The sequence below is a fragment of the Ruegeria sp. BG5 genome, assembly GCF_056538425.1.
Genome location: NZ_JBQFTC010000001.1, coordinates 153,869 through 179,158 on the forward strand (window position 1 = coordinate 153,869; position 25,290 = coordinate 179,158).

Genomic DNA, 25,290 nt, shown 5'->3' on the forward strand with positions numbered 1-25,290 from the left:
CGTGATGCGTATGACCCTGTCCAAAATCGCTGCTGCCGGGCTTTGCCTGTCACTGCCGGGTGGCGCGTTCGCTGACGACGCAGCAGAGCAGATGGTGCAGGATGCATTGCCTGTGATGCACTATACCTGCGCTTCGATCGCCGAAGAGGCGGATGGCGACGAAGCCTTTGTTGTGGCGGTTGTTGGAAAGATGACGGCCCTGTCGCTTTATAATCGTCAGATCAATATCGAAGATCACGCGAGCACGGACGCGGAAAAAGCCCAACTGCGCGAAGCTTTCATCGCGGCGTTGTCCAAGGGCTGCGCGGCGGACAAGAATGCCCTTCTGGGTGGTGTGGTCGATAACGCGGTGAAATCCACGCTGGGGTTGTGATCCCTCAGTAATGCGGCGGCCGTTCGTCGCCATAAACGATGCCGCCTGATCCTTCTTGCGCCCGTTCGGCCTCGCGTTGATACAGCATCGCGACGCGGCGGGTCAGGCGGTCGATTTCGTCCTGTTGCGCGGTGACGATTGTGTTCAGTTCTTCCACCGTGCGGGTCAGATGGGCGATCTGTTCTTCCAAATGCTGCATTGCGGGCTCCTTCCGCGACGGTCATAGCGGGCCTTTGGGGCCAAGGCCAGCCAAAGCGCGCCTTGCCCCGATGCGGGCCATGGGATAGACCGCGCGCGGAACACTAAACGCCCAAGGACGCCCCACATGGCCAAGCCCAAGAAACAGCCCCGCCCCAAGGCCATCACGCCGAAAGGGTTCCGCGACTATTTCGGCCAGGAAGTCACGCAGCGCACCGAGATGCTGCGGGCTATTGCGGATGTCTATCATCGTTACGGGTTCGACGCGTTGGAAAGCAGCGCGGTCGAGACCGTCGAGGCGCTGGGCAAGTTCCTGCCCGATGTGGATCGCCCGAACGAGGGTGTCTTCGCGTGGCAGGAAGTGGACGAGAACGATAAGGGCGATTGGATGGCCCTGCGCTATGACCTGACCGCGCCTCTGGCCCGCGTCTACGCGCAGCACCGCAATGATCTGCCCACGCCCTATCGCCGCTATGCGATGGGTCCGGTCTGGCGGAACGAAAAGCCCGGGCCAGGGCGCTATCGTCAGTTTTATCAATGTGACGCGGATACGGTCGGCACGGCTTCGATGGCCGCAGATGCCGAGATTTGTGCGATGCTGTCGGACACGCTGGAAACCGTCGGCATCCCGCGCGGCGACTATCTGGTGCGGGTGAATAACCGCAAGGTTCTGAATGGCGTGCTCGAGGCGATGGGTTTGGGCGAAGACGCCGCTGCCCGAGACAACGTCCTGCGCACCATCGACAAGTTCGACAAGGTGGGTGAGGCCGGGGTGCGAGAGTTGCTGACCAAGGGCCGCTTGGATGCCTCGGGTGCGTTTATCGACGGCGTGGGCCTCAGCGATGATCAGGCCGAGCCGGTAATTGCCTTCCTGACCTCGAAGGCCGCCGATACCGCCGGAACGTTGGCCAACCTGCGCGCCGCCGTGGGCGACAGCAAGATCGGTGCGGATGGGATTGCCGAATTGGAACAGATCGGCGCGCTGCTGGATGCAGGCGGATACGGTGCGGACCGGATCGAGATTGATCCCTCGGTCGTGCGTGGCCTTGGGTATTACACCGGGCCGGTTTATGAGGCCGAACTGACCTTCGAGATTTTCGACGAGAAAGGCCGCAAGCGGCAGTTCGGCTCGGTCTCGGGCGGCGGGCGCTATGACGATCTGGTCAAACGCTTTACCGGGCAGGAGGTGCCTGCGACTGGCGTTTCTATTGGTGTCGACCGCCTGCTGGCCGCTCTGCGCGAAAAGGGCCGTGTCAGCGCTCAGGCCACCGGCCCCGTGGTTGTCACCGTGATGGATCGTGACCGCATGGCCGATTATCAGGCGATGGTCGCGGAACTGCGCAATGCGGGCATCCGGGCCGAGGTTTATCTGGGCAACCCCAAGAACTTTGGCAATCAGTTGAAATACGCGGACAAGCGAAACTCTCCGATTGCGGTGATCGAAGGGGGCGATGAAAAGGCAAACGGGATCGTGCAGATCAAGGACCTGATCCTTGGTGCCAAGATTGCCGAAAGCGCCACGCTGGAGGAATGGAAAGAACGCCCCAGCCAGTTCGAAGTGCCGCGCGGCGATCTGGTCGCCAAGGTCCGCGAAATTCTGGACAGTCAGGACTGAGCCATGCCCAACCGTTCCCAGATACAGGCCCGCGCCGCGATGATGCGGGTGCGGTTCGAGGCCGCCGGGGCGCAAGTGGTGGACACGCCCCTGCTGCAACCGGCGGACACGCTGCTGGACCTCTATGGCGAAGACATCCGCGCCCGTGCCTATGTGACCTCGGACGCGCTGCGCGGTGAACAGATGTTGCGCCCGGATTTCACGCTGCCCGTGGTGCAGATGCATATGAACGATGGGGCCGAGCCCGCGCGCTATACCTATTCCGGCGAGGTGTTTCGGCGGCAGGAACACGACCCGGACCGGTCCAACGAATACATTCAGGTGGGGTACGAGGTCTTTGACCGCAATGACCCCGCCGGCGCGGATGCCGAGGTATTCTCGCTGTTTGCGTTGCAATTGCGCGGGCTGCCTCTGCGTGCTGCAACAGGGGATATCGGTATTCTGACGGCCGCCGTGCAGGGCCTGCGCACGACCGACAGACGCAAGGATGCGCTAATGCGGCATCTGTGGCGTCCGCGCCGTTTCCGCACTCTGCTGGACCGGTTCGCCGGGCGTAAGGCTGGCCCCGAAGGGCGGGATACGCGGTTGGATGCTGCTGACCCTCTGGCCATCGACGCCCCAATGATCGGCAAACGCCGCGCATCCGAGATCGAGGCGCGGATCGCGGCGCTGCGCGAGGATCGTGACACTCCGCCGATTTCCGACAATGAGCTGGTCGGGTTGGAAACGCTGCTGAACGTGCGCGAAACCATGCCCTTTGCGTTGGAGCAGCTGCGTGACGTGGCAGTTGACCTGCCGCAGATCACCCCGGCGCTGGACCGGCTCGAGGCGCGTGTGGCCTCGCTTCAGGCGCGCGGTGTGGATGTGGAACGGCTGGATTTCGAGGCCGCCTATGGCCGCACGTCGATGGAATATTATGACGGGTTTGTCTTTGGCTTCTACGCCGAGGGCCGCCCCGACCTGCCACCGATTGCCACCGGCGGGCGCTATGACGCGCTGACGCGGCAATTGGGCAATGGCGCGGAAATCCCCGCCGTGGGCGGCGTGCTGCGCCCGGACCTGATGCTTGAGGTTGAGGAGGACGCGCAATGAGCTTGAAACTGGGCGTGCCCTCGAAGGGCCGGTTGATGGACAAGACCTTTTCGTGGTTCGAAAAGCGCGGCATCACCCTGTCGCGCAGCGGCTCGGACCGGGAATATGCGGGCAAGGTCGAAGGCATTGATGGCGTCTCCCTGATCCTGTTGTCCGCCGGTGAAATCCCCCGCGAACTGGCGGCGGGGCGGATCCATTTGGGCGTCACCGGCATCGATCTGGTGCAGGAAAAACTGCCGCGCTGGGAACAGCAGGTCGAAGAAGTCTCGCGGCTTGGGTTCGGCAAGGCCGACCTGATCATCGCCACGCCCGCCTGCTGGGTCGATGTGGACACACTTGACGATCTGGATGCTGCAGCGGCGGCCTTCCGCAAGGCCCACGGCCACCGGCTGCGGATTGCCACCAAATATCACCGTTTGGTGCGCGAGTTCCTGACTGATGCTGGCGTGGCCGATTACACGCTGGTCGACAGTCAGGGCGCGACCGAAGGTACGGTGATGAACGAAACCGCCGAGGCGATTGCGGACATTACCTCCAGCGGCGAAACCCTGCGGGCCAATCACCTGAAAATCCTGACGGACGGGCTTGTGTTGCAGTCACAGGCGACCCTGTGGCGCAGCCGGGTGGCGAAATATGGCGTGGCTGAGAAAGCGGTTCTGACCGAATTGCTGGACCGACTGGGCTGATTACAGCACCCCGATTTCCGCCAGAGCGCGGTTCAGATCGTCGGGCAGGGCGTCGTCTTGTTCGCGGCCCTGCGGCAGGTCGGCGGGGGTGTCCTCAGGCTTGAGGTAACGCCAGCCTTGAAACGGGCGTTTCAGGGCGGTCTGGGTGCGATGCACCTCGGGGTCCAGCACGATGGCGCAACGGCGGATGCCGTCGTCGCCGCGGACCTCGTCCAGACGCAGTATTCGCTGACGGCACTGGATGACGCCCTTGATCACCCAATAGATTGACCCGCCATTCAGAATCTCGGCCTCGCGTTTGGGCCACATGCGGGTGACATGGCGCGGGCAGCCGTCCTCATACAGAGGCTTGCGACTGTCCTGCCACGCTTGCAGGGTCTCGACGCTTTCCGAGCCGACCGAGAGTTTTATGAGGTTTAGGTAGTTATCCACAGCTTTCCCACAGAGTCGTCCCGAGGCCCATCTTTATATTGTAGCTCGCTGGCCGGTGTCATCAAGGTGTTGTGGCAGGTGTGTGTATTGGGGTAGTCTGGATACCTCTTTCAGAACAGGGAATCACCAATGAGCCGCTTCGCCGCCCCCATCGCCGAGCAGATCTGGGACATGAAATACCGTTTCAAACAGGCGGATGGCACGCCCATCGACCAGACGGTCGAGGACAGCTGGCGGCGCATCGCCCGCGACCTGGCGCGGGTTGAGGCTGACTCGGCGCATTGGGAGGATAAGTTCTTTGCGGCGCTGGAGGATTTCAAATACCTGCCCGCCGGGCGCATTACCGCAGGCGCAGGCACAGCGCGTCAGGTGACATTGTTCAACTGTTTCGTCATGGGCACCGTACCGGACAGCATGGGCGGTATTTTCGACATGCTGAAAGAGGCGGCGCTGACGATGCAACAGGGCGGGGGCATCGGCTACGATTTCTCAACCATCCGCCCGCGTGGCGCGGATGTGCATGGGGTGGCGGCGGATGCCTCTGGCCCGCTGTCATTCATGGATGTGTGGGACGCGATGTGCCGGACGATCATGTCCGCAGGCTCGCGTCGCGGGGCGATGATGGCGACCATGCGCTGCGATCACCCGGATATCGAACAGTTCATCACAGCCAAATCCGACCCGGCCCGCCTGCGCATGTTCAACATGTCCGTGCTGGTGACCGATGCCTTCATGGAGGCCGTCAAGGCCGACGGCCCGTGGGAGCTGGTGTTCGGCGACAAAGTCTATCACACCGTTCAGGCCCGCGATCTGTGGAACAAGATCATGCAGGCGACCTATGACTATGCCGAGCCGGGTGTGATTTTCATCGACCGGATCAACAAGGCCAACAACCTCAGCTATGTTGAAACCATCGCAGCGACGAACCCATGCGGAGAGCAACCTCTGCCGCCTTATGGCGCCTGCCTGCTGGGTTCGATCAACCTGGCACGTCTGGTGGCCGAGCCGTTCGAAGATGCCGCGCATCTGGACGAGGCCGCGATGCAGGAGCTGGTCGCCACTGCCGTTCGGATGATGGACAACGTGGTGGATGCCTCGAAATTCCCGCTGCCCGAACAGGCGGCCGAGGCACAGGCCAAGCGCCGGATCGGGCTGGGTGTGACCGGTCTGGCCGATGCGCTGCTAATGCTGGGCCTGCGCTATGGGTCCGACGAGGCGGCGCGTCAGACCGAGCGCTGGTTGCACGCGATTGCCCGCGCCGCATATCTGGCGTCGGTGGACTTGGCAAAGGAGAAAGGGGCGTTCCCGCTGTTCGATGCCGAGAAATATCTGGCCAGCGGCACGATGCAGCAGATGGACGACGACGTGCGCGATGCGATCCGCGAACATGGTATCCGCAACGCTTTGCTGACCTCGATTGCGCCGACGGGGACCATATCGCTTTATGCCGGGAACGTATCTTCGGGGATCGAGCCGGTCTTTGCCTATGCCTATACGCGCAAAGTGTTGCAGAAGGACGGCTCGCGCACCGAAGAAGAGGTCGTGGATTACGCCGTGCAGATGTGGCGCGACAAGTTCGGCGACGCGGATCTGCCGGACTACTTCGTCAACGCGCAGACTTTGAGCCCGTCTGATCACGTCAAGATGCAGGCGGCAGCGCAGAAATGGATCGACAGTTCGATTTCGAAGACGATCAACTGCCCCGAAGACATCAGCTTTGACGCGTTCAAGGATGTCTATATGCAGGCCTGGGATCAGGGCTGTAAGGGTTGCACCACCTATCGCCCCAACGACGTGACGGGCTCGGTCCTGACGGTATCGGAAAGCGACGACAAGGCTCCGGGCGAAAGCGCTGATGCGCCGCATGAGGTCGATGGTGGCGAGGTCGTGTATATGTCCGAACCGCTGGATCGCCCGCAAGCTCTTGAGGGGTCGACCTACAAGCTGAAATGGCCCGACAGCGAACACGCCATCTACCTGACGATCAACGATATCGTCATCGGAGGCCGCCGCCGCCCGTTCGAGGTGTTCATCAACTCGAAGAACATGGAGCATTACGCCTGGACGCTGGCCTTGACCCGAATGATCTCGGCCGTGTTCCGGCGTGGCGGAGACGTGTCCTTTGTGGTCGAGGAACTGAAGGCGGTGTTCGACCCGCGCGGCGGTGCCTGGGTCAAGGGCAAGTATATCCCCTCGATCCTGGCGGCGATCGGCGGTGTGATCGAACAGCACATGATCAGCATCGGCTTTCTGGAAGGCGAGGGGATGGGCCTGAAATCCGACCCGCAGGCGCAGGTGGTGAACATGGACGCCCCGCGGGGCAAAGCGTGCCCATCCTGTGGGCAGTTCGATATGGTCATGATCGAAGGCTGCATGACCTGTCGCAGCTGCGGCCACTCTAAGTGCGGGTAACTTATCTGTTATTTGACGTCTGACACCCGGTTGTAACAGTGAAGGGTAGCGGACTGATCGGTGCCCAGTTGAATCAGTTTTGCAACAATCTTCGGATTGCTTGAATTCGGTCTCTTTTTCGCCGAATTCAGGGTTGATATGGACGTGTGAGTAAGTGGTGGGATGTTGAAAGGTTTGAGCGGGCAGATGAGACCAGGGCAAAGCGGTCGTATAGCCATATCGTGGAAACAGACAGAGCTTGACGAGCTTGAGGCGGCGCCTCTGGCTTTTTTGGTCGTTGGGGCTGCGTGGTCCTGGCGCGGGCAGGCTGTTCTGCTGAGCGATGGTGCCGAGCAGGCAGTTGAACGGGCGGGCAGTGTTGGCGCTGTATCCTCTCGGACCAGTGACCGATTTGCGATTGTTAGGGAAATCTCCGGTGAGGTTTTTGGCTCGGTCGTTCTGACCAATGGCGCGCAACGGTTCAGCGCGGATCTGGTTGTTCAGGACGGCGAGATTGACCCGACCTTTGTGTTCTCGGACGGATGCCCACCGCGCGATCAGTCATTCTGGATCTGCGACGTTTTGGATTTTGGCGGTCAGGCGTTTGTCGAGCCACCTCAGGACGCAACCGTCGTTACCTTTCCACTGCACGCTGTGACGCGGAAGACCTAAGCGCGGTAGCAATCCAGGCTTAGCGACCTGCGGCCATTCGAATTGCGCCCTTTTCCCGGGAATTTCTTGCCGAATAGCTTATTGACTCTGACTGATCTGCAGATATAAGCGCGGCTTCATTGGTGTTGGTGGCCCCCGCAAGGGGATGCCTGTCATGGGGGAAACCTCAAGAGGACAACGCCCTTTATAACCCGGCACCACGCCTGGTCTGAACTGGAACTGCCCGGTCCGAGCGGAGACGCTATTTCGGCCCGAGAAATGGGAACCGGTTTTCGGATCAAGCCGATATGCCACAGTAAAGGAGATCAGCCGTGACTAAACGCACGTCTGCCAAGTACAAAATCGACCGCCGGATGGGCGAAAACATCTGGGGTCGTCCGAAATCCCCGGTCAACCGTCGTGAATACGGCCCCGGCCAGCACGGCCAGCGCCGCAAGGGCAAACTGTCGGACTTTGGTCTGCAGCTGCGCGCCAAGCAGAAGCTGAAAGGCTACTATGGCGACCTGACCGAGAAGCAGTTCCGCCGCATCTACGCCGAAGCCGAGCGTGTCAAAGGCGACACCGGTGAAAACCTGATCGGCCTGCTGGAGCGCCGTCTGGACGCTGTTGTCTACCGTGCCAAGTTCGTGCCGACCGTGTTTGCCGCGCGTCAGTTCGTGAACCACGGCCATGTCAAAGTGAACGGCAAGCGGGTCAACATCCCCAGCTACCGCGTCAAGGAAGGCGATGTGATCGAAGTGCGCGACAAATCCAAGCAACTGGCCGTTGTTCTGGAAGCGGCTGCTTTGGCCGAGCGCGATGTGCCTGACTACATCGACGCCGACCATTCGAAAATGACCGCGACCTTCGTGCGCGCGCCGGGTCTGGGTGATGTGCCCTATCCGGTTGTCATGGAACCGAACCTGGTTGTTGAATTCTACGCGAAGAACTGATCTTCGCTGACATTCGAAATTCGAAGGGCCGCGCCATCTGGCGCGGTCTTTTTTGTTTGAAGGGGGCTCTGCCCCCGTCGCTGCGCGACTCCCCCGGGATATTTCTGGCCAGATGAAGGGCGGATCAGAGTGGCAGGGGGCGGGCTTCGGCAATGGCCTCCATGGCGAAATATGAGGTTACGCTGTCCAGCTCGACCTTCTCAATCAGGCGTTGGTAGACCTTGTCGTAGGATGCCATGTCCTGAGTGACGACTTTGAGCTGATAATCGTAGTCGCCGCCGATGCGGTGAAAATCCACCACTTCGGGGATGGTGAGCACATGGCGGCGAAAGGCTTGTAGCCAGTCCGCCGAATGGTGGCGCGTGCGCAGCATGACGAATACCACCAGGTCGAGCCCCAGTTTCTCGCGCGCGATCCGGGCGGTGGAACCCAGAAGAACACCGTCTTCGTTCAGCGCCTTCAGCCGCCGCCAGCAGGCGTTTTGCGAGAGGCCGACCTGATCTGCGAGTTCTCGCTGGGACAGGGTGGCGTCTTTTTGCAGCGCTTGCAGAATACGCATGTCAATTTGATCTAATTTTGCGGTCATATCTGATCATATGACACAAAGTTTGCGTTTTCTATGCAAAGATTGGTGAAGTTTACTCGCTTTTGCTCAATCACATTGGTATCACAGTAAGGAGCCGGTGTAATGACCTTGTCCAAGTTTCGCGCAGAAATCCAATCCACCACTCGCAATTCCAAGCTGTGCGATGGGCTGATCGGAGAGAACGTTCTGATCCCGGGTCTGCACGGGGACGTATCGCTGGTTTATGCGGATTACGTCGCCTCGGGCCGCGCATTGCGGCAGGTTGAGGATTTTGTGGCCGAGCATGTTCTGCCGTTCTATGCCAACAGCCATACCGAGGCCTCTTTCTGTGGGTCTTACATGACGCGGCTTCGCCAGGAAGCGCGCGCTGAAATTGCCCGCATTGTTGGTGCGAGGGGAGACGACGCGGTGATCTTTGCCGGGTCCGGAGCCACTGCGGGTTTGAACCGGCTGGTCAGCCTTTTGGGAGTGGAGGAGGCAGACCGGCCGGTTGTTTTCATCGGGCCGTATGAGCATCACTCGAACATCCTGCCGTGGCGTGAAAGCAAGGCATTGGTGGTTGAGATTCCCGAAGCCGCGGATGGCGGGGTTGATATGGGTGCGCTGGAAGGCGCTTTGCTGCGCCATGCGGATGCGGATCTTGTGATCGGGTCGTTTTCAGCGGCATCCAATGTGACGGGGATTATCACGGATCCCGATCCGGTCACGCGGGTGCTGAAGCGCCATGGGGCGTTGGCGGTGTGGGATTATGCCGGTGGCGGGCCGTATCTGCCCATGGATATGGGGCCAGAGGATGCGCGCAAGGATGCGATCGTGGCCTCGCCGCACAAGTTTCCGGGTGGGCCGGGCGCGTCGGGCGTGTTGATCGTGAACGGGCAGGCGGTACAGCGCACCAGCCCCAGCTGGCCTGGTGGCGGGACGGTCAGTTTCGTTTCACCCTGGCGGCATGACTACAGCGCCGATCTTGCCACGCGAGAAGAGGCCGGAACGCCGAACGTGATCGGCGACATCCGTGCTGCGCTGGCCTTTATCGTCAAGGATGTGGTGGGAACCGATGAAATCGCGCGGCGCGAGGCGCTGTATAACCGCATGGCCCTAGACGGCTGGCAGGACAATCCAAACCTGACTTTGCTTGGGACAGGCGCGGCGCATCGTCTACCGATCTACTCGTTCCTTGTGCGGGATAATACGGGGCAGCTGGTGCACCAGCAGCTGTTCACGCGTATGCTGAGCGACATTTACGGCATTCAGGCCCGTGGCGGCTGTGCCTGCGCGGGGCCCTATGCGCATCGTCTGCTGGGCATCGACCGGGCGACGTCAGACGAATTGCACGCGGCGCTGTCTGCGGGTGAGGAAATGAAAAAACCCGGTTGGGTGCGGTTGAACTTCTCGTATCTGATGAGCGAGGAAACGGTTCAGTTCATCATCGACAGTGTCAATGACCTATCCCGCCGGACTGCGGAATTTGCGCCCTATTACAACGCCGACCCGGCAACCGCGCGCTTCAAAGCCGCATGAGGGAATTGCCGCTTTTCTCAACCTCTTGAGACAGGTATGAGAGGCTCCAATCAACGGAGCCTCTCAATGACCAAGATCACCCCGCAACCCGGCATCATGGACATCGCGCTATATCAGGGCGGCCAGTCGCATGTGGCGGGGGTCGAGCATGTGATCAAGCTGAGTTCCAATGAGAACCCGTTTGGACCCAGCCCCAAGGCGATTGAAGCTGTGCGCGATAGCGCCGCGACCTTGCATCGTTATCCCAGCACCGATCATGCCAGTCTGCGCTTTGCTATTGGCGCGCGGCACGGGCTGGACCCGGCGCGGATCATTTGCGGTGTTGGCAGTGACGAGGTGCTGCAATTCATCGCTCAGGCCTATGCGGGGCCGGGGGATGAGGTGATCTATACCGAACATGGATTCTCGATGTACCCGATCATTGCGCGTATGGCCGGGGCCACACCGGTTATGGTGGCTGAGCGCGACCGCCATGTGGATGTCGATAGCATTCTGGCCGCAGTGACCGGGCAGACGCGGATCGTCTTTGTGACCAACCCGGGCAATCCGACCTCGACCATGATCCCCGAGGCCGAGCTGGACCGTCTGGCCAGCGCACTGCCCGAAACCTGCCTGATGGTTATCGATGGGGCCTATGCCGAGTTTGTCGATGGGTTCGATGGCGGCGCCGGGCTGGTGGACGCCCATGAGAATGTGATTATGACCCGGACCTTTTCAAAGGTGTACGGTCTGGGCGGCATGCGCGTGGGTTGGGGCTATGCCCATCAGCCGATCATCGATGTGCTGAACCGGGTGCGCCAGCCCTTCAACCTGTCGCTGACGGCTCTGGCTGCGGCAAAGGCGGCGGTGAACGATGTTGAATTCCTGTCCTTCTGCCAGACCGAGAACGCGCGGCTTCGGGTTTGGCTGGCAGATGAACTGGCCAAGGTCGGCGTACCCTCGGACCCGTCCTGCACCAATTTCATACTTGCGCGCTTTGCGGATCAAGCCGAGGCCGAGGCATGTGACGACTATCTCAAAACGCAGGGTTTGATTGTGCGCCGCGTTGCAGGCTACAACCTGCCCAACGCGCTGCGGATCACCGTCGGCGATGAAGAGGCCTGCCGCCGCGTGGTTGCAGCCGTCACTGCGTTTAAAGGGGGCGCTGCATGAGCCAGATATACGACCGTGTGGCGCTGATCGGGCTGGGCCTGATCGCCTCATCCATGTTCTGGGCGATCAAACGCGCCGGGCTTGCGGGTGAGGTGACGGGCTATGCGCGCTCGGAGGCCACGCGGGAAACGGCCCGCCGGATCGGGTTGTGCGACCGCGTGTGTGACACCGCGCAAGAGGCGGTCGAAGGGGCCGATCTGGTCGTGCTGTGTGTTCCGGTTGGGGCTATGGGCGCAGTTGCCCAAGATATCGCGCCGGTTCTGAAGCCGGGCGCGACGGTGACGGATGTGGGCTCCGTCAAGCGCCACGTCATTCAGGCGGTGTCGCCGCATATTCCCGAAGGCGTGCATTTCATCCCCGCCCACCCGCTGGCCGGGACCGAGCATTCCGGCCCGGAAGCGGGGTTTGCGGAGCTTTACGACAACCGTTGGTGCTTGCTGGTGCCGGTCGAGGGCTCGGACCCCGATGCCATCGCGCGTTTGCGGGCCTTATGGGAAGGCATGGGGTCCAACGTTGATGAGATGGACGCTGATCACCACGATCTGGTGCTGGCCGTGACGTCCCATGCGCCACATCTGATCGCTTATACGATGGTGGGTGTGGCAGATGATCTGCGTCGGGTGACGGATAGTGAGGTTATCAAATACTCGGCGGCGGGTTTCCGGGATTTCACCCGGATTGCCGCATCCGACCCGACCATGTGGCGTGATGTTTTTCTAACCAACAAGGATGCAACGCTGGAAATCCTTGGGCGCTTCACCGAGGAACTGTTTGCCCTGCAACGCGCCATCCGCACCGGGGACGGGGATCATCTGTTCGACTATTTCACCCGCACACGTGCGATCCGGCGCGGGATTATCGATGCGGGTCAGGACACGGACGCGCCGGACTTTGGCCGGGGAAAGGTCAGTTCGTGACACGTGTCCGGGGGCATATCCTGTTCTGTATGGCGGCGCTTTGGGCCGTTGCCGCGCAGGCAAAGCCCCCGGAACAGTCATTGTTTCCCGTTGCGCGTCCCAATAGCACTTCGAACAGCGTCGAATTGGTCGCGGCCTCCAGCCGCGCGGCAACCCCGCTGAGCATCCCCAAAATGCGCCCCGAATTGCGCCCCGTGTCACCGCAGGTTACTGCAGCCGCCGCGCGCCCGTCGGATTTGCCGTTGCTGGGCCCGGATACATCCCTGATGCCTTACCTGCGGCCCGAGTCGCTGGAGCAAGCCATTCTGTTCAAGCGACGTAAGCTGCGCAAAGGCTCGGTTTGTGGGGATATTGCGATTCAGGGCAAACCCGTCGGGCGCGTGAGCAGCAAGGTCAGTGCCTGCGGGATCAAGGATGCGGTGCAGATTACCTCGGTGTCGGGCGTTGCGCTCAGCCGCCCATCAACGATGGATTGCGGAACGGCGATTGCGTTGAACAAGTGGGTGGATAAATCGGTCAAGCCCACGTTCAAGCGGCGCGGACCGGTGGTGCAGTTGCAGGTCGCTGCCCATTATGCCTGCCGGACGCGGAACAATCGCAAAGGCGCGCGTATCTCTGAACATGGCAAAGGCCGCGCCATCGACATTTCGGGTTTCGTTATGGCGGATGGTGAGGTTGTCACCGTCTATGATGGCTGGCGCAAGAACCCTTCGCAGAAACAACTTAAAAAGGTCTGGCGCGGGGCGTGCGGGCCTTTTGGAACGGTTCTGGGGCCGAATTCTGACCGGTACCACCGTGATCACTTCCATCTGGACACGGCGCGCTATCGCCGTGGTCCCTTCTGCCGTTAACGCAGGATCAGGCGTGGGGCCAGGCCCAAGGGCAGGGGCCCCAGCGCCACAAACCCGTCGCGGAAATTCAGTTGCAGATCCAGCGCATTCGGGTTGCCGCCCAGCCCCGCCAGAAAGTTGAGCGCACGGGTGACCGGATCGACCGCCTGATCGGGCAGGGCCCCCGCCGCGTTTGCCATCGCAATCATGTCGCGCCAGTTCTCGGCCTTGATGGCGATTTCGCCGGTTGGAATGCCTTGGGCATCCACGTCCAGCTCACCTACGGCAAATAACCGAAGCTCTCCCCATTTGATCTCGGCCAGGTTCAGGTCAATGGCCACGGGCTGAGGGCGGCTTTCTTCCAGCGCGGTCCGGTCCCACGGCTTGTCGAATGTGGTTACCATGTCCAGTTCCAGCGTTTCGAACCGCTGCGGCAGCGAGGTGGCGGACTGCATCAGAGCCCGCAGATCGTCCCCCGGGGCGAACCCTTCGATCTGCGCCGTGATTGCATAGGCTTCGGGGGTCGCCGTCTGCTCCATCACAAGGCCAAGGGTGTCGCCGCCGGCCAGCGCCTCGCCGTCTTCCGAGATCAGCCAGGGCCCGGCGGTCAGCGCCATCTTCTCAAGCACCAGCGCGACACCGGGTTGCAGTTGTAACTGGGCCTGAAGCTCCTGCGCCTCAATGGTTGCGGTCTGGTCGAAATAGGACAGGCGCTGGGGTGTGTCGGCAAAGCGCAGAATCTGCCGCCCCGGCCAGATCGCGGGGCTTTGGAATTCGATCCAGTCCGCGCTCCACGCGGTTCCGGTGGCAGGATCGGCCAGGGCCGGGCTGTTCAGCCGCGTGATGTGATGCGCAGGAAATCCCGCTGTTTCGACATCCGAAAACTCGGCCTGCCACCCGCGGGATTGCTGGGCGTCAAACCAGCCTGTGATCGCGTTGCGCAGGCCATATCCGGCGATGAACCAATAGGCGCTCCATGCGATGGCTGCAAAAATGAACACTCGTATCAGACGGCGCATGAGCTTCGGCCCTTTTTCCTGCCTCGGAATTGATGTTTATAGGTCGAAACAGGCAAGGACCAGTGCAATGACAATGTGGGTTTTCGGATATGGATCGCTGCTGTGGAACCCCGGCTTCCCCGTGGCCCGAAGCGAGCTTGCGACGCTGCAAGGATATGCGCGGTCCTTCTGCATGAGCTCGATCCACCATCGCGGCACCGAAGAGAAACCCGGCCTTGTTCTGGCATTGGACGAGCAACCCGATGCCCACTGCAAGGGGCTGGCGCTGGCCGTTGAGGCCGGGCATGAGGACCGCACCCTGCACGAATTGCGCGAGCGTGAGCTGATCTCATCCGCTTACGTGGAACGGATGCTGGACGTGCATCTGGACAATGGCGACATCGTCACTGCCGTGACCTATGTGATTGACGAAGGCCACGTGCAGTATTGCGGGGGCATCCCGCTGGAAGAACAGGCCCAGATCATCGCCCATGCGGTTGGCGGGCGCGGTCCGAACACCGAGTATCTGTACAACACTGCCGAACATCTGGCCGAGATCGGGCTGCATGACCCCGATCTTGAGTGGTTGTCGCAACGGGTGCGCAGTATCACCGCATAAACCCTTGGCGTCACCAGCGGATTTTCGCTAGATTCGGGCCAGAGCAGATAAAGACCGGGAACCACGCGCATGGCGCAGGCACATCAGGGCGCGAGACCCCATTTCTCGCATCCCATTCGACAGATCGTGATGATGTTGATCGCAATCGGTCTGTCCGGGCTGGGGGTTTTTCTGGCGCTGCCCTACGTGCTGCCGGTGTTCTTCGCCAACCCGTATCTGAACGGCTTCATTCTGATGGTGTTCATCATCGGTGTGTTCGCCTGTTTCTATCAGGTCACACAACTGATCGGCTCGGTCCGCTGGATTGAGGCGTTTGTGGGCGGTGTTGTCCGCGAAGATGCCCGAACCCCGCAATTGCTGGCCCCGCTGGCCTCGCTGCTGCGGGAACGGGGTGCGCGGTCGCAGATCAGTTCGACCTCGACCCGGTCGATTCTGGATTCGGTGGCCGAGCGGGTGGAAGAAGAACGTGAGATCACGCGCTATATCACCAACGTCCTGATCTATCTGGGCCTGCTGGGCACGTTCTTTGGCCTCGCCACCACGGTCCCCGCCATCGTCGACACCATCCGCAGCCTGAACCCGCAAGAAGGTGAGGAAGGTCTTGCTGTTTTCAACCGCCTGATGACCGGGCTTGAGGCGCAGTTGCAGGGCATGGGCGTGGCCTTTGGCTCGTCGCTTTTAGGTCTGGCCGGGTCGCTGATCGTGGGCTTGCTAGAGGTGTTTGCGGGCCACGGCCAGAACCGGTTTTACCGCGAGCTTGAGGAATGGTTATCCTCGATCACCCGCGTCGGTTTTGCCTCGGGCGAGGAAGGCGGGGCAGAGATTGCTGTACTGACCCCGGTTCTGGATGCGATGTCCGAACAGATGGACGCCTTGCAAACCTTGTTCGTGGCGCAGGAAACCGACCGGGCTGACGTGTCGAACAAGCTGGGGCAGCTGGTCGATGCCATCGGGCAAATGAACCAGCGTCAGGCGGATAACGAAGGCATTACAGCCGCGCTGGAACGTGTGGCCTTGGGGCAGGACGCCTTGCTGGATCACATGCGCGATCACGGCGCAGGCGACGGCATCGACGCTGAAAGCCGGATGCGCCTGCGATCCATGGACGTCCAACTGCTGCGCATCCTCGAAGAGATTTCGGCTGGCCGTCAGGAAAGCATGAACGAATTCCGCAAGGACATCGAGTTGTTGGTCAAGGCCATGACCCTGCCACGCGGCGCCGTGCGTACGACGCCCGAAGGAGAGTAACCCATGGCCCTGTCCCGTCGCACCGGTCAACGGTTCCAGGGCTCGGTCTGGCCCGGATTCGTGGATGCGATGACGGGCCTGCTGATGGTGCTGACCTTTGTGCTGACCATCTTCATGGTGGTGCAGTTCGTGCTGCGCGAGACGATTTCCGGGCAGGAGGATGAACTGACCGCCCTGTCGGACGAGGTCGCGGCGCTGGCCGGTGCGCTGGGGTTGGAAGAGCGTGAAAACAGCCGCTTGCAGGCCCGGCTGGGGGCCTTGAACGCCACCCTGACGCAGGCCGAGGACGATCTGGCGCAGGCGCAGACCCGCATTACGGATTTTGAGGCTCAGGTCGCAACGTTGCTTGCCGATCAGGCGCGCGCGCAGGACGACATTGCCGCCTTGGAAACACAGCGCGCGGACCTGTTGGGCGAACGGGACGCGTTGGATCAGGCATTGGCCCAAAGCCGCGCGGAAATCGACGCGCAGGCCGAGGCCGCTCGCCTTGCCGCTGCCCGGCGCGAGGCGCTGGAAGCACTGGTGGCCGATCTGGAACAAAGCGGCGAGGAGCGCGCGGCGCAGATCGCGGAATTGCAGGAGCAGCTTAGCGATGAAGAGGCCGCACGGCTTGCTGAAGCCGCCGCAGCGGAAAACCTGCGCAACCGCTTGCAGGATGCCGATGCCGAACTGACCGCGATGACTTTGGCGCTTGAGGCGCAGCGGAAGGAGGCCGAGGACACGCTTACCTTGTTGGCCGCCGCGCAAGCGGCCCGTGCCGAGTTGGAGCGCCAGTTCGGTGAATTGAACAACGAAGACCTGCAAGCCCAGTTGCAGGCTGCCCTGGATGCGCGGACACAGGCGGAAACCGATGCCAATGCGCAAAGAACGCTGGCGGAACAGCGCGCGGCGCTATTGGATGTCGCGCGTGAAACACTCTCTGCAGAGCAGGCGATTTCGGCGAAGGCTCAGCGCGAGGCCGCTTTGCTGAACCAGCAGATTGCGGCCCTGCGGGGGCAGTTGGGGTCCCTACAGGCGTTGCTGGATGACTATGAAGAACGCAATGCTGCCGCCGACATCCAGATTCAGACCTTGGGCCAGGACCTGAACGCAGCGCTTGCGCGGGCCGCCTCCGAAGAGCGCCGCCGCCGCTTGTTGGAAGAGGCCGAACGTCAGCGGCTTGAAGCCGAGGCCGAGGCTCTGGCCGGGCAGAATCAGGAACTGACTGCACAGGCCGAGGACCTGCAACGCTATCGGTCCGAGTTTTTCGGCAGGTTGCGCGATGTTCTGGGCGATCAGGAAGGTGTCCGGATCGAGGGCGACCGGTTCGTGTTCTCATCCGAGGTGCTGTTTGACACAGGTTCAGCAGAATTGTCCGCCGAAGGCCGGCAGGAGGTCGCAAAGGTCGCCGCGATCCTGCGCACCGTTGCCGCCGAAATCCCCGAGGGCCTGAATTGGGTGATCCGGGTCGATGGCCATACCGACAATGTGCCCCTGGCCGGGTCCGGGCGGTATCGCGACAATTGGGAACTGAGCCAGGGTCGCGCCTTGTCGGTCGTGCGCTACATGGTCGATGCGCTGGGCATCCCGCCGAACCGTCTGGCAGCCAACGGGTTTGGTGAGTTCCAGCCCGTCAATCCAGCCGACACCCCCGAAGCCCGCGCGCAAAACCGACGGATCGAGTTGAAACTGACCGAGCGGTAAGGCGTCAACTTTGGATTAAATCGTTCTGCCCGGCGGGAATTTCGCCTCTGGATCCGATGAAACACGGCACTTCGCTTCCTATATTATTTCAAGAGGTTGAGAGGGGATGTGTTTGAAAGGCAGGGTGACAAGTCTGGCTAATGCGGTCGATGAGGCTCTGCTTGCGTCCCATCAGCGCGTGGCCCTGTGTCAGACCAGGCAAGGCGACAAGTTCTGGCTGAAACGTGTCGAACGGTTTGCCCCCCACCTCTGGCTTGTCAAAGGAAATCCCGAACAGGCTTTTGAACGGGATCGGTCTTCTCATCGCAATCTTTGGAACCTTGGTGCGCCTGTCCCCAGAATCCTGGCCGAAGGATGCGGTTACATAGCGGTTGAGGATGCGGGTCGCAGCCTGACCAAGTTTTGCACCGAAAGGTCCATTACGGTTGCGGAAAAGCTCAGGGCGTGCCGGGCTGCTGGGCGCGCGCTGGCGCGTCTTCACGCGATGGGATTGGCGCATGGACGTCCCGCTTTTCGGGATATGTGCTGGGACGGTCGTCAGCTTCGTTTTATCGATTTTGAGTATTTTGTGCCCACAAAAGCGGGCAGGCTGCGCAAGGCGCGCGATCTGAGTATCGCTGTCCTATCTGCCTTTTCTCAGGGTGTAGATGGGCCGCGTTATGCGGTCAGTTTGGCGCTTGCATATCGGGAAGCGCGGGGCAGAGAGCCACTGGTTTTGCCCGTGCCATGCCACGTGACCAGTTTCCGCTCACGCAACCGGTGACTTGGTTGGGTACTGCCCAGTATGTTCTCATCGCGAGAATGCTATGAAACGAAAAAACCCGCCAAAGACTGGCGGGTTTTCTCATTCGTATTTTCACCGATCAGTCGGCAGTCAGCAACGGCGGCTTATCACCCGGAATGCGGCGTTGATCGGGGCCTAGGATTTCAAGATCCAACTCGCCCTTCTTGACCGAGACGCGCACCACGCCGCCCTTGGCCAGTTTGCCGAACAGCAATTCCTCGGCCAAAGGTTTCTTGATGTGCTCCTGAATGACACGGCCCAGCGGACGCGCGCCCATCTTGTCGTCATAGCCCTTGTCGGCCAGCCACGCGGCGGCTTTGGGGGTCAGGTCGATGGTCACGCCGCGATCCAGCAATTGCGCCTCAAGCTGCAGGACGAATTTCTCGACCACTTGCAGGATGACCTCTTTCGGCAACGGCGCGAAGGAAATCACGGCGTCCAGACGGTTGCGGAATTCCGGCGTGAACATGCGTTCGATTGCGGCGGTATCCTCGCCCTCGCGGCGGTCGCGGGCAAAGCCGATGGCGGCCTTGGCCTGTTCCTGCGCGCCCGCGTTCGAGGTCATGATCAGCACCACGTTGCGGAAATTCACCGTACGACCGTTATGGTCGGTCAACTCGCCATGGTCCATCACCTGCAACAAGATGTTGAACACATCCGGGTGGGCCTTTTCGATCTCGTCCAGCAGCAGCACGCAATGCGGATGCTGATCGACACCGTCGGTAAGCAGACCGCCCTGATCGAACCCGACATAGCCCGGAGGGGCACCGATCAGACGGGAAACCGCGTGTTTCTCCATGTATTCCGACATGTCAAAGCGCAGCAATTCCACGCCCAGATTGTCGGCCAGCTGTTTCGCCACCTCGGTCTTGCCCACACCGGTCGGACCGGCGAACAGGTAGTTGCCGATTGGCTTTTCAGGTTCACGCAGACCGGCACGGGCCAGTTTGATGGCGCTGGCAAGCGCCTCGATGGCTAGGTCCTGTCCGAACACCACGCGTTTCAACGAGGCTTCGAGGTCTTTCAGAACCGCCGCATCATCCTTGGTGACGTTTTTCGGCGGGATGCGGGCGATCTTGGCGACGACCGCTTCGATCTCTTTCACACCGATGGTCTTGCGACGCTTGCTTTCGGCGACCAGATGCTGCGCGGCACCGGCTTCGTCGATCACGTCGATGGCCTTGTCCGGCAACTTGCGGTCGTTGATATAGCGCGCCGACAGTTCGACGGCTGTCTTGATGGCATCTGCGGTATATTTGATCTCGTGATGTTCTTCGAAATAGGGTTTCAGACCGCGCAGAATCTTCACGCTGTCCTCTACCGAAGGCTCATTCACGTCGATCTTCTGGAACCGGCGGCTCAGCGCGCGGTCCTTTTCGAAATGTTGACGGAATTCCTTGTAAGTGGTCGAGCCCATGGTGCGCAGCTTGCCGCCCTGCAAGGCAGGTTTCAGCAGGTTCGAGGCATCCATCGCCCCGCCTGATGTGGCACCGGCACCGATTACGGTGTGAATCTCGTCGATGAACAGAACCGCGTCGGGGTGATCTTCCAATTCGGTCACAACCGCCTTGAGCCGTTCTTCAAAGTCCCCACGATAGCGGGTTCCGGCCAGCAACGCGCCCATATCCAGCGAGTAGATGGTGGTGTTAGACAACACATCCGGGGCCTCGCCGCCCACAATCTTATGGGCCAGACCCTCGGCAATGGCGGTTTTACCCACGCCCGGATCCCCCACCAACAGCGGGTTGTTCTTGCGGCGACGGCACAGCACCTGAATGCAGCGTTCGACCTCATCCGCGCGACCAATCAGCGGGTCCACGTCTCCGGCCCGCGACTTGGCGTTCAGATCGACGCAGTATTTGCCCAGAGCGCTTTCTTTCTGCTCACCATCGCCAGCGCTGGACTGCACCTCTTCCTCGACCTGATCCGCGCCCGAGACCGAGCGGCTTTCGCCATAGGCCGGGTCCTTGGCAACGCCATGAGCGATGAAATTCACCGCGTCATAACGGGTCATGTCCTGTTCCTGCAGGAAATAGGCCGCGTTGCTTTCGCGTTCGGCAAAAATGGCGACCAGCACATTGGCCCCGGTCACTTCGGTCCGTCCCGAGCTTTGAACATGGATCGCGGCGCGCTGGATAACACGTTGGAAGGCTGCAGTGGGCACTGCTTCGGACCCATCTATGTCAGTGACCAGATTAGACAGGTCTTCGTCGATAAATTCGACCAAGGTGCTGCGCAATTCGTCCAGATCGACGCTGCAGGCCTTCATGACCCGAATGGCATCGGGTTCTTCCAGCAGCGCCAGCAGCAGATGCTCCAACGTTGCAAATTCGTGTCGCCGTTCATTCGCAGCTGCAAGGGCCGCGTGGATGGCTTGTTCCAATGTGCTCGAGAATGAAGGCACGCGGGTGCTCCTCTGTCTTGGGTCAGAAGGGGGCGGGCTTTCGGCCGGAACCCCATCCCAACCATGTCCTCATACTATTAGAGTTTGGTTGATCGACGCCCGGCTTCAAGGGTTTTCTTTCACTTGACAGTCACATTTGTTGTGACCGTGTCCGTGAAGAGGGGCAAATAGGCATCAAAACCGGTCTTTTCTACCCCTGATCTCGGCAAAAACAGCGGCTGGGTCGGCCCCCACCATGCCAAGATGCGCTTGAATCGCCGGATCAGCGGCCCGCAGGAACGGATTTGTTGCTTTCTCAAGGGCCAAAGTTGACGGAACTGTCGGTTCTCCGGCTGTGCGGGCGCGTTTGGTCTCCGCAACGCGTTGTTGCAAGGCGGCGTTATCGGGATCGACCGTGACGGCAAACTTGGCGTTCGACAGGGTATATTCATGGCCCGAACACACCAGAGTATCGTCGGGCAGCGCCGCCAGCTTGCTGAGCGAGGTCCACATCTGATCTGGCGTACCTTCGAAAAGGCGACCGCAGCCCAGGGCCATCAGGCTGTCTGCGGTAAAGACAACGGCGCTTTGGGGCAGGTAAAACGCGATATGGCCGACCGTATGGCCCGAAACATCCAGCACCTCGACCGGCTCTCCTCCGATCTCAAAGCTGTCGCTTTCGGACACTTGCAGGTCCAGTGGTGGCAGGCGATGGGCGTCTGCGGCGGCCCCGATCACCTTGGCCGGGTGCTTTTCCAGAATGCCCGGCAGGCCATCGACGTGATCCCAGTGATGGTGGGTCAGCAACACGTGGCTCAGGCTCCAGCCGCGGCGGTCCAGTTCGGCCAGAATCGGGCCGGGCTCGGGCGCATCGACCAGGGCCGTCTGGCCGGTTGCGGCATCATGCGCCAGAAATGCGTAATTATCGCTGAGACATGGGATGGTTACGATCTCAAGAGGCATGGCCTTTTGCCCTTTCATTGCTAGACTGCGCCCAGCTAAGCCGATTGACCGGGTATCCGCAATGCATCTTGATGTGCAGGATCTGAGGAACTTTTACTACCGCAGTACGCTGGGCCGTGCGGCGCAGGCGGCGATCCGTGGGCGGCTTGTCGATCTGTGGCCCGAAGCCAAGGGCCAGACGGTTGCGGGCTTTGGGTTCGCGGTGCCTTTGCTGCGCCCCTATCTGGCCGATGCGCGCCGCGTGATCGGCCTTATGCCCGGTCCGCAGGGCGTGATGCCATGGCCTGCGGGTATGCCCAATGTTTCGGTCCTGACCGAAGAGACGCTGTGGCCCATCGAAACCGGTCATGTCGACAAGCTGGTGGTCATGCACGGGCTGGAAACCTCGGAACGCCCAAGCCAGTTGCTGGACGAATGCTGGAGGGTTCTGGGGCCGGGTGGCAAGGCCCTGTTCGTCGTACCGAACCGGGCAGGGCTTTGGTCCCGGACGGATCGCACGCCTTTTGGCTTTGGGCGCCCGTATTCGGCGACGCAGTTGGAAAACCAGTTGAAGGCGCATCATTTCAAGCGTGAAAACCATTGCTCGGCGCTTTATCTGCCGCCGTCATTCCGGCGCTTCTGGCTGAAATCCGGCAGTCTGATCGAAAAGACGGGCCAGCGGATCCCGACAGTCATGGCCGGTGGCGTTTTGATGGTCGAGGTCAGCAAACATATCCGCCCACCCAGCGGCAGTGTGACGAAAGATACCGCAAAACGGCCGATCAAGGCACTGGACGGGCTGCTCAAGCCCGCGTAACCGCGAAACCTGCGGGGCGTTTTTACCGCCCGAAATTGATGAAAATCGGCCACAGGAATCGCAAAAACCTACAGTTTGGTAACATTTTTATCTCAAGCCAGCCGGTCAAAAGGGTCGCACTTTGCGTAAGTGTATGAAATTCAACGTTTTGTGGATAAGGCGCTGGCCGTGATAATATATTGCTAGCTTGGTTCGGCTCTGCTACATCCCCGGTGATTTTGATCCCCGCCCTTTATGGACGGGGTTTCTTCACGCCCCCGGGGTAGCTGCCGCAACGCGAATTCGGGGCCCAAAATATCGGAAGGGTGGACGTGTCCGAACCAGCTTCGATTTCCACAGGCATCGCTGAGCGCTATGCCACCGCGATTTTCGAGATCGCGAAAGAGAATAATGACCTCGCAGGTCTGGAAACCGGCATCAATGATCTGGCAGCAGCACTGGGCGACAGCGCCGAATTGCGCGACCTGATTGCCTCGCCTCTGGTTTCCCGCGCTGAACAAGAAGGCGCAATCACCGCAATCGCCGCGAAAATGGGTCTGAACACCATTCTGGGCAACACGCTGGGCCTGATGGCGCAGAAACGCCGCCTGTTCGTGGTGCCGCAGCTGGTGCAGGTTCTGCGCGACATGCTGGCGGACGAGCGTGGCGAAGTGACCGCCGATGTCGCCTCGGCCAAGGCGTTGACCAAGACACAACTGGAAAAACTGTCCAAGACGCTGTCCGAGCGTGTGGGCAAGACCGTGACAATCAATGCGACCGTGGATGAAAGCCTCATCGGCGGTCTTGTCGTTAAAGTGGGCTCGAAAATGATCGATAGCTCGATCCGTTCGAAGCTGAACTCCCTACAGAATGCAATGAAAGAGGTCGGATAAATGGGAATCCAAGCTGCAGAGATTTCTGCAATCCTGAAGGACCAGATCAAGAATTTTGGTCAGGAAGCCGAAGTGGCCGAGATCGGCCGCGTGCTGAGCGTCGGTGACGGGATTGCCCGTGTATACGGCCTGGACAATGTGCAAGCGGGTGAAATGGTCGAGTTTCCCGGCGGCATCATGGGCATGGCGCTGAACCTGGAAAGCGACAACGTTGGTGTTGTTATCTTCGGCTCTGACCGTGACATCAAAGAAGGTGACACCGTCAAGCGCACCAACTCGATCGTGGACGTTCCGATCGGTGACGAACTGCTGGGCCGCGTTGTTGACGGTCTGGGCAACCCGCTGGACGGCAAAGGCCCGATCAACGCGACCAAGCGTGGCGTTGCAGACGTTAAAGCCCCCGGTATCATCCCGCGTAAATCGGTGCATGAGCCGATGGCAACCGGCCTGAAATCGGTTGACGCGATGATCCCGATTGGCCGTGGCCAGCGTGAGCTGATCATTGGTGACCGTCAGACCGGTAAAACCGCCGTTGCTCTGGACGCGATCCTGAACCAGAAAACCTACAACGACGCAGCAGGCGACGACGAGTCGAAGAAACTGTACTGTGTCTACGTTGCCATCGGTCAAAAGCGTTCGACCGTTGCGCAGCTGGTGAAGAAACTGGAAGAATCCGGCGCGATTGAATACTCGATCGTTGTGGCCGCAACCGCGTCCGACCCGGCGCCGATGCAGTTCCTGGCACCTTATGCCGCGACCGCGATGGCCGAATACTTCCGTGACAATGGCCGCCACGCGCTGATCATCTATGATGACCTGTCGAAACAGGCTGTGTCCTATCGTCAGATGTCGCTGCTGCTGCGCCGCCCGCCGGGCCGTGAAGCCTATCCTGGTGACGTTTTCTACCTCCACTCGCGCCTGCTGGAGCGTTCGGCGAAGCTGAACGAAGATTTTGGCGCAGGCTCGCTGACCGCTCTGCCGGTTATCGAAACTCAGGGTGGTGACGTTTCGGCGTTTATTCCGACCAACGTGATCTCGATCACCGACGGTCAGATCTTCCTGGAAACCGAGCTGTTCTACCAAGGCATCCGTCCTGCTGTGAACACCGGTCTGTCGGTTTCGCGTGTGGGCTCGTCGGCTCAGACCAACTCGATGAAGTCGGTTGCCGGTCCGGTTAAGCTGGAACTGGCTCAGTACCGTGAAATGGCTGCGTTTGCGCAGTTTGGCTCCGACCTTGACGCCGCGACCCAGCAGCTGCTGAACCGTGGTGCGCGTCTGACCGAGCTGATGAAACAGCCGCAGTACTCGCCGCTGACCAACGCTGAAATCGTCTGCGTGATCTTCGCCGGTACCAACGGTTACCTCGACAAGATCGACGTGTCCGATGTTGGCCGTTACGAAGCTGGCCTGCTGGCGCATCTGCGTGGCAAGCACGCGGATCTGCTTCAGTGGATCACGGATGAAGATCCCAAGATCAAGGGTGACGCTTCCGACAAGATCAAGGCTGCGCTGGACGAATACGCCGCAACCTTCGCTTAAGGGAGAGGCGG

The 25,290-nt window shown here is 60.7% G+C and carries 24 protein-coding genes; 18 read left to right on the forward strand and 6 right to left on the reverse strand.

Features of this window, described 5'->3' with window-relative positions; translation table 11 throughout:
• Window positions 1–10: 10 nt before the first annotated feature.
• Window positions 11–373 carry a hypothetical protein gene (locus ACR0KX_RS00650; RefSeq protein WP_480707729.1) on the forward strand — a complete coding sequence of 121 codons (363 nt, stop codon included), beginning with the start codon at window positions 11–13 and terminating at the stop codon, window positions 371–373.
• Window positions 374–377: 4 nt separating this feature from the next.
• Here the strand turns inward: ACR0KX_RS00650 and ACR0KX_RS00655 are convergent, their stop codons facing one another.
• Window positions 378–572, reverse strand: coding sequence for a SlyX family protein (locus ACR0KX_RS00655; protein ID WP_170452743.1), 195 nt, complete (start codon window positions 570–572; stop codon window positions 378–380).
• A 126-nt stretch (window positions 573–698) separates the two neighbouring features.
• Here ACR0KX_RS00655 and hisS point away from each other — a divergent pair, with 126 nt between their 5' ends.
• From hisS to hisG, 3 genes are read left to right on the forward strand one after another with little or no spacing between them, the layout of a single operon-like run.
• Window positions 699–2,186 (forward strand): histidine--tRNA ligase, encoded by a 1,488-nt coding sequence (hisS, locus tag ACR0KX_RS00660; RefSeq protein WP_170622821.1) that lies wholly within the window; start codon window positions 699–701, stop codon window positions 2,184–2,186.
• A gap of 3 nt (window positions 2,187–2,189) precedes the next feature.
• Entirely contained in the window at window positions 2,190–3,278 is a 1,089-nt protein-coding gene (locus ACR0KX_RS00665; protein WP_170521638.1) for an ATP phosphoribosyltransferase regulatory subunit, read from the forward strand.
• On the forward strand, window positions 3,275–3,964 hold the full coding sequence (gene hisG, locus ACR0KX_RS00670; protein ID WP_170452736.1) for an ATP phosphoribosyltransferase: 690 nt from the start codon (window positions 3,275–3,277) through the stop codon (window positions 3,962–3,964). Before ACR0KX_RS00665 ends, hisG begins: the two co-directional genes overlap by 4 nt.
• Here hisG and ACR0KX_RS00675 read toward each other — a convergent pair whose 3' ends face one another.
• Window positions 3,965–4,396, reverse strand: coding sequence for a DUF1489 domain-containing protein (locus ACR0KX_RS00675; RefSeq protein ID WP_170452734.1), 432 nt, complete (start codon window positions 4,394–4,396; stop codon window positions 3,965–3,967).
• A gap of 129 nt (window positions 4,397–4,525) precedes the next feature.
• Here ACR0KX_RS00675 and ACR0KX_RS00680 point away from each other — a divergent pair, with 129 nt between their 5' ends.
• The 3 genes from ACR0KX_RS00680 to rpsD all read left to right on the forward strand — a co-directional run bounded on the left by ACR0KX_RS00680 (window position 4,526) and on the right by rpsD (window position 8,391).
• The gene (locus ACR0KX_RS00680; RefSeq protein WP_480707733.1) at window positions 4,526–6,808 is read left to right on the forward strand and encodes an adenosylcobalamin-dependent ribonucleoside-diphosphate reductase; all 2,283 of its coding nucleotides are present in this window, start codon (window positions 4,526–4,528) and stop codon (window positions 6,806–6,808) included.
• A gap of 186 nt (window positions 6,809–6,994) precedes the next feature.
• On the forward strand, window positions 6,995–7,459 hold the full coding sequence (locus tag ACR0KX_RS00685) for a PLP-dependent aminotransferase family protein (protein ID WP_170622825.1): 465 nt from the start codon (window positions 6,995–6,997) through the stop codon (window positions 7,457–7,459).
• Window positions 7,460–7,770: 311 nt separating this feature from the next.
• Window positions 7,771–8,391 (forward strand): 30S ribosomal protein S4, encoded by a 621-nt coding sequence (rpsD, locus tag ACR0KX_RS00690; protein WP_039537647.1) that lies wholly within the window; start codon window positions 7,771–7,773, stop codon window positions 8,389–8,391.
• A 124-nt stretch (window positions 8,392–8,515) separates the two neighbouring features.
• On the opposite strand, the gene ACR0KX_RS00695 is transcribed toward rpsD, so the two are convergent.
• Window positions 8,516–8,977: an Lrp/AsnC family transcriptional regulator gene (locus ACR0KX_RS00695; RefSeq protein WP_170452727.1), complete on the reverse strand. Its 462-nt coding sequence runs from the start codon at window positions 8,975–8,977 to the stop codon at window positions 8,516–8,518.
• Window positions 8,978–9,079: 102 nt separating this feature from the next.
• Between ACR0KX_RS00695 and ACR0KX_RS00700 the strand changes: the two genes are divergently transcribed.
• From ACR0KX_RS00700 to ACR0KX_RS00715, 4 genes are all read left to right on the forward strand, one after another.
• Entirely contained in the window at window positions 9,080–10,495 is a 1,416-nt protein-coding gene (locus ACR0KX_RS00700) for an aminotransferase class V-fold PLP-dependent enzyme (RefSeq protein ID WP_480707735.1), read from the forward strand.
• A 66-nt stretch (window positions 10,496–10,561) separates the two neighbouring features.
• Window positions 10,562–11,647: a histidinol-phosphate transaminase gene (hisC, locus tag ACR0KX_RS00705; RefSeq protein WP_170452723.1), complete on the forward strand. Its 1,086-nt coding sequence runs from the start codon at window positions 10,562–10,564 to the stop codon at window positions 11,645–11,647.
• Window positions 11,644–12,564: a prephenate/arogenate dehydrogenase family protein gene (locus ACR0KX_RS00710; RefSeq protein WP_170622826.1), complete on the forward strand. Its 921-nt coding sequence runs from the start codon at window positions 11,644–11,646 to the stop codon at window positions 12,562–12,564. Before hisC ends, ACR0KX_RS00710 begins: the two co-directional genes overlap by 4 nt.
• 29 nt (window positions 12,565–12,593) lie before the next feature.
• Window positions 12,594–13,415 carry an extensin family protein gene (locus tag ACR0KX_RS00715; RefSeq protein ID WP_170453147.1) on the forward strand — a complete coding sequence of 274 codons (822 nt, stop codon included), beginning with the start codon at window positions 12,594–12,596 and terminating at the stop codon, window positions 13,413–13,415.
• Here ACR0KX_RS00715 and ACR0KX_RS00720 read toward each other — a convergent pair.
• Window positions 13,412–14,413 (reverse strand): DUF2125 domain-containing protein, encoded by a 1,002-nt coding sequence (locus tag ACR0KX_RS00720; RefSeq protein ID WP_170622828.1) that lies wholly within the window; start codon window positions 14,411–14,413, stop codon window positions 13,412–13,414. The genes ACR0KX_RS00715 and ACR0KX_RS00720 overlap by 4 nt on opposite strands.
• Before the next feature lie 67 nt (window positions 14,414–14,480).
• On the opposite strand from ACR0KX_RS00720, the gene ACR0KX_RS00725 reads away from it, so the two are divergent.
• The 4 genes from ACR0KX_RS00725 to ACR0KX_RS00740 all read left to right on the forward strand — a co-directional run bounded on the left by ACR0KX_RS00725 (window position 14,481) and on the right by ACR0KX_RS00740 (window position 18,705).
• Window positions 14,481–15,011 carry a gamma-glutamylcyclotransferase gene (locus tag ACR0KX_RS00725; RefSeq protein ID WP_170622830.1) on the forward strand — a complete coding sequence of 177 codons (531 nt, stop codon included), beginning with the start codon at window positions 14,481–14,483 and terminating at the stop codon, window positions 15,009–15,011.
• Window positions 15,012–15,080: 69 nt separating this feature from the next.
• Entirely contained in the window at window positions 15,081–16,259 is a 1,179-nt protein-coding gene (locus tag ACR0KX_RS00730) for a biopolymer transporter ExbB (RefSeq protein ID WP_170452715.1), read from the forward strand.
• A gap of 3 nt (window positions 16,260–16,262) precedes the next feature.
• Window positions 16,263–17,942, forward strand: a complete 1,680-nt coding sequence (locus tag ACR0KX_RS00735; RefSeq protein ID WP_170452712.1) for a peptidoglycan -binding protein — start codon at window positions 16,263–16,265, stop codon at window positions 17,940–17,942.
• A gap of 106 nt (window positions 17,943–18,048) precedes the next feature.
• A complete protein-coding gene (locus tag ACR0KX_RS00740; RefSeq protein WP_480626368.1) occupies window positions 18,049–18,705 on the forward strand; it encodes a phosphotransferase in 657 nt (218 codons plus the stop codon).
• A gap of 100 nt (window positions 18,706–18,805) precedes the next feature.
• Here ACR0KX_RS00740 and clpA read toward each other — a convergent pair whose 3' ends face one another.
• Both clpA and gloB read right to left on the reverse strand, forming a co-directional pair.
• Entirely contained in the window at window positions 18,806–21,130 is a 2,325-nt protein-coding gene (gene clpA, locus ACR0KX_RS00745; RefSeq protein ID WP_170452709.1) for an ATP-dependent Clp protease ATP-binding subunit ClpA, read from the reverse strand.
• Window positions 21,131–21,304: 174 nt separating this feature from the next.
• A complete protein-coding gene (gene gloB / locus ACR0KX_RS00750) occupies window positions 21,305–22,072 on the reverse strand; it encodes a hydroxyacylglutathione hydrolase (protein ID WP_170622836.1) in 768 nt (255 codons plus the stop codon).
• Window positions 22,073–22,133: 61 nt separating this feature from the next.
• Between gloB and ACR0KX_RS00755 the strand changes: the two genes are divergently transcribed.
• From ACR0KX_RS00755 to atpA, 3 genes are all read left to right on the forward strand, one after another.
• Window positions 22,134–22,868, forward strand: coding sequence for a methyltransferase domain-containing protein (locus ACR0KX_RS00755; protein WP_170622838.1), 735 nt, complete (start codon window positions 22,134–22,136; stop codon window positions 22,866–22,868).
• A 311-nt stretch (window positions 22,869–23,179) separates the two neighbouring features.
• Window positions 23,180–23,740, forward strand: coding sequence for a F0F1 ATP synthase subunit delta (locus ACR0KX_RS00760; protein WP_170452705.1), 561 nt, complete (start codon window positions 23,180–23,182; stop codon window positions 23,738–23,740).
• Window positions 23,741–25,279, forward strand: coding sequence for a F0F1 ATP synthase subunit alpha (gene atpA / locus ACR0KX_RS00765; protein WP_152459013.1), 1,539 nt, complete (start codon window positions 23,741–23,743; stop codon window positions 25,277–25,279). It abuts the gene before it with no gap.
• Window positions 25,280–25,290 lie beyond the last annotated feature (11 nt).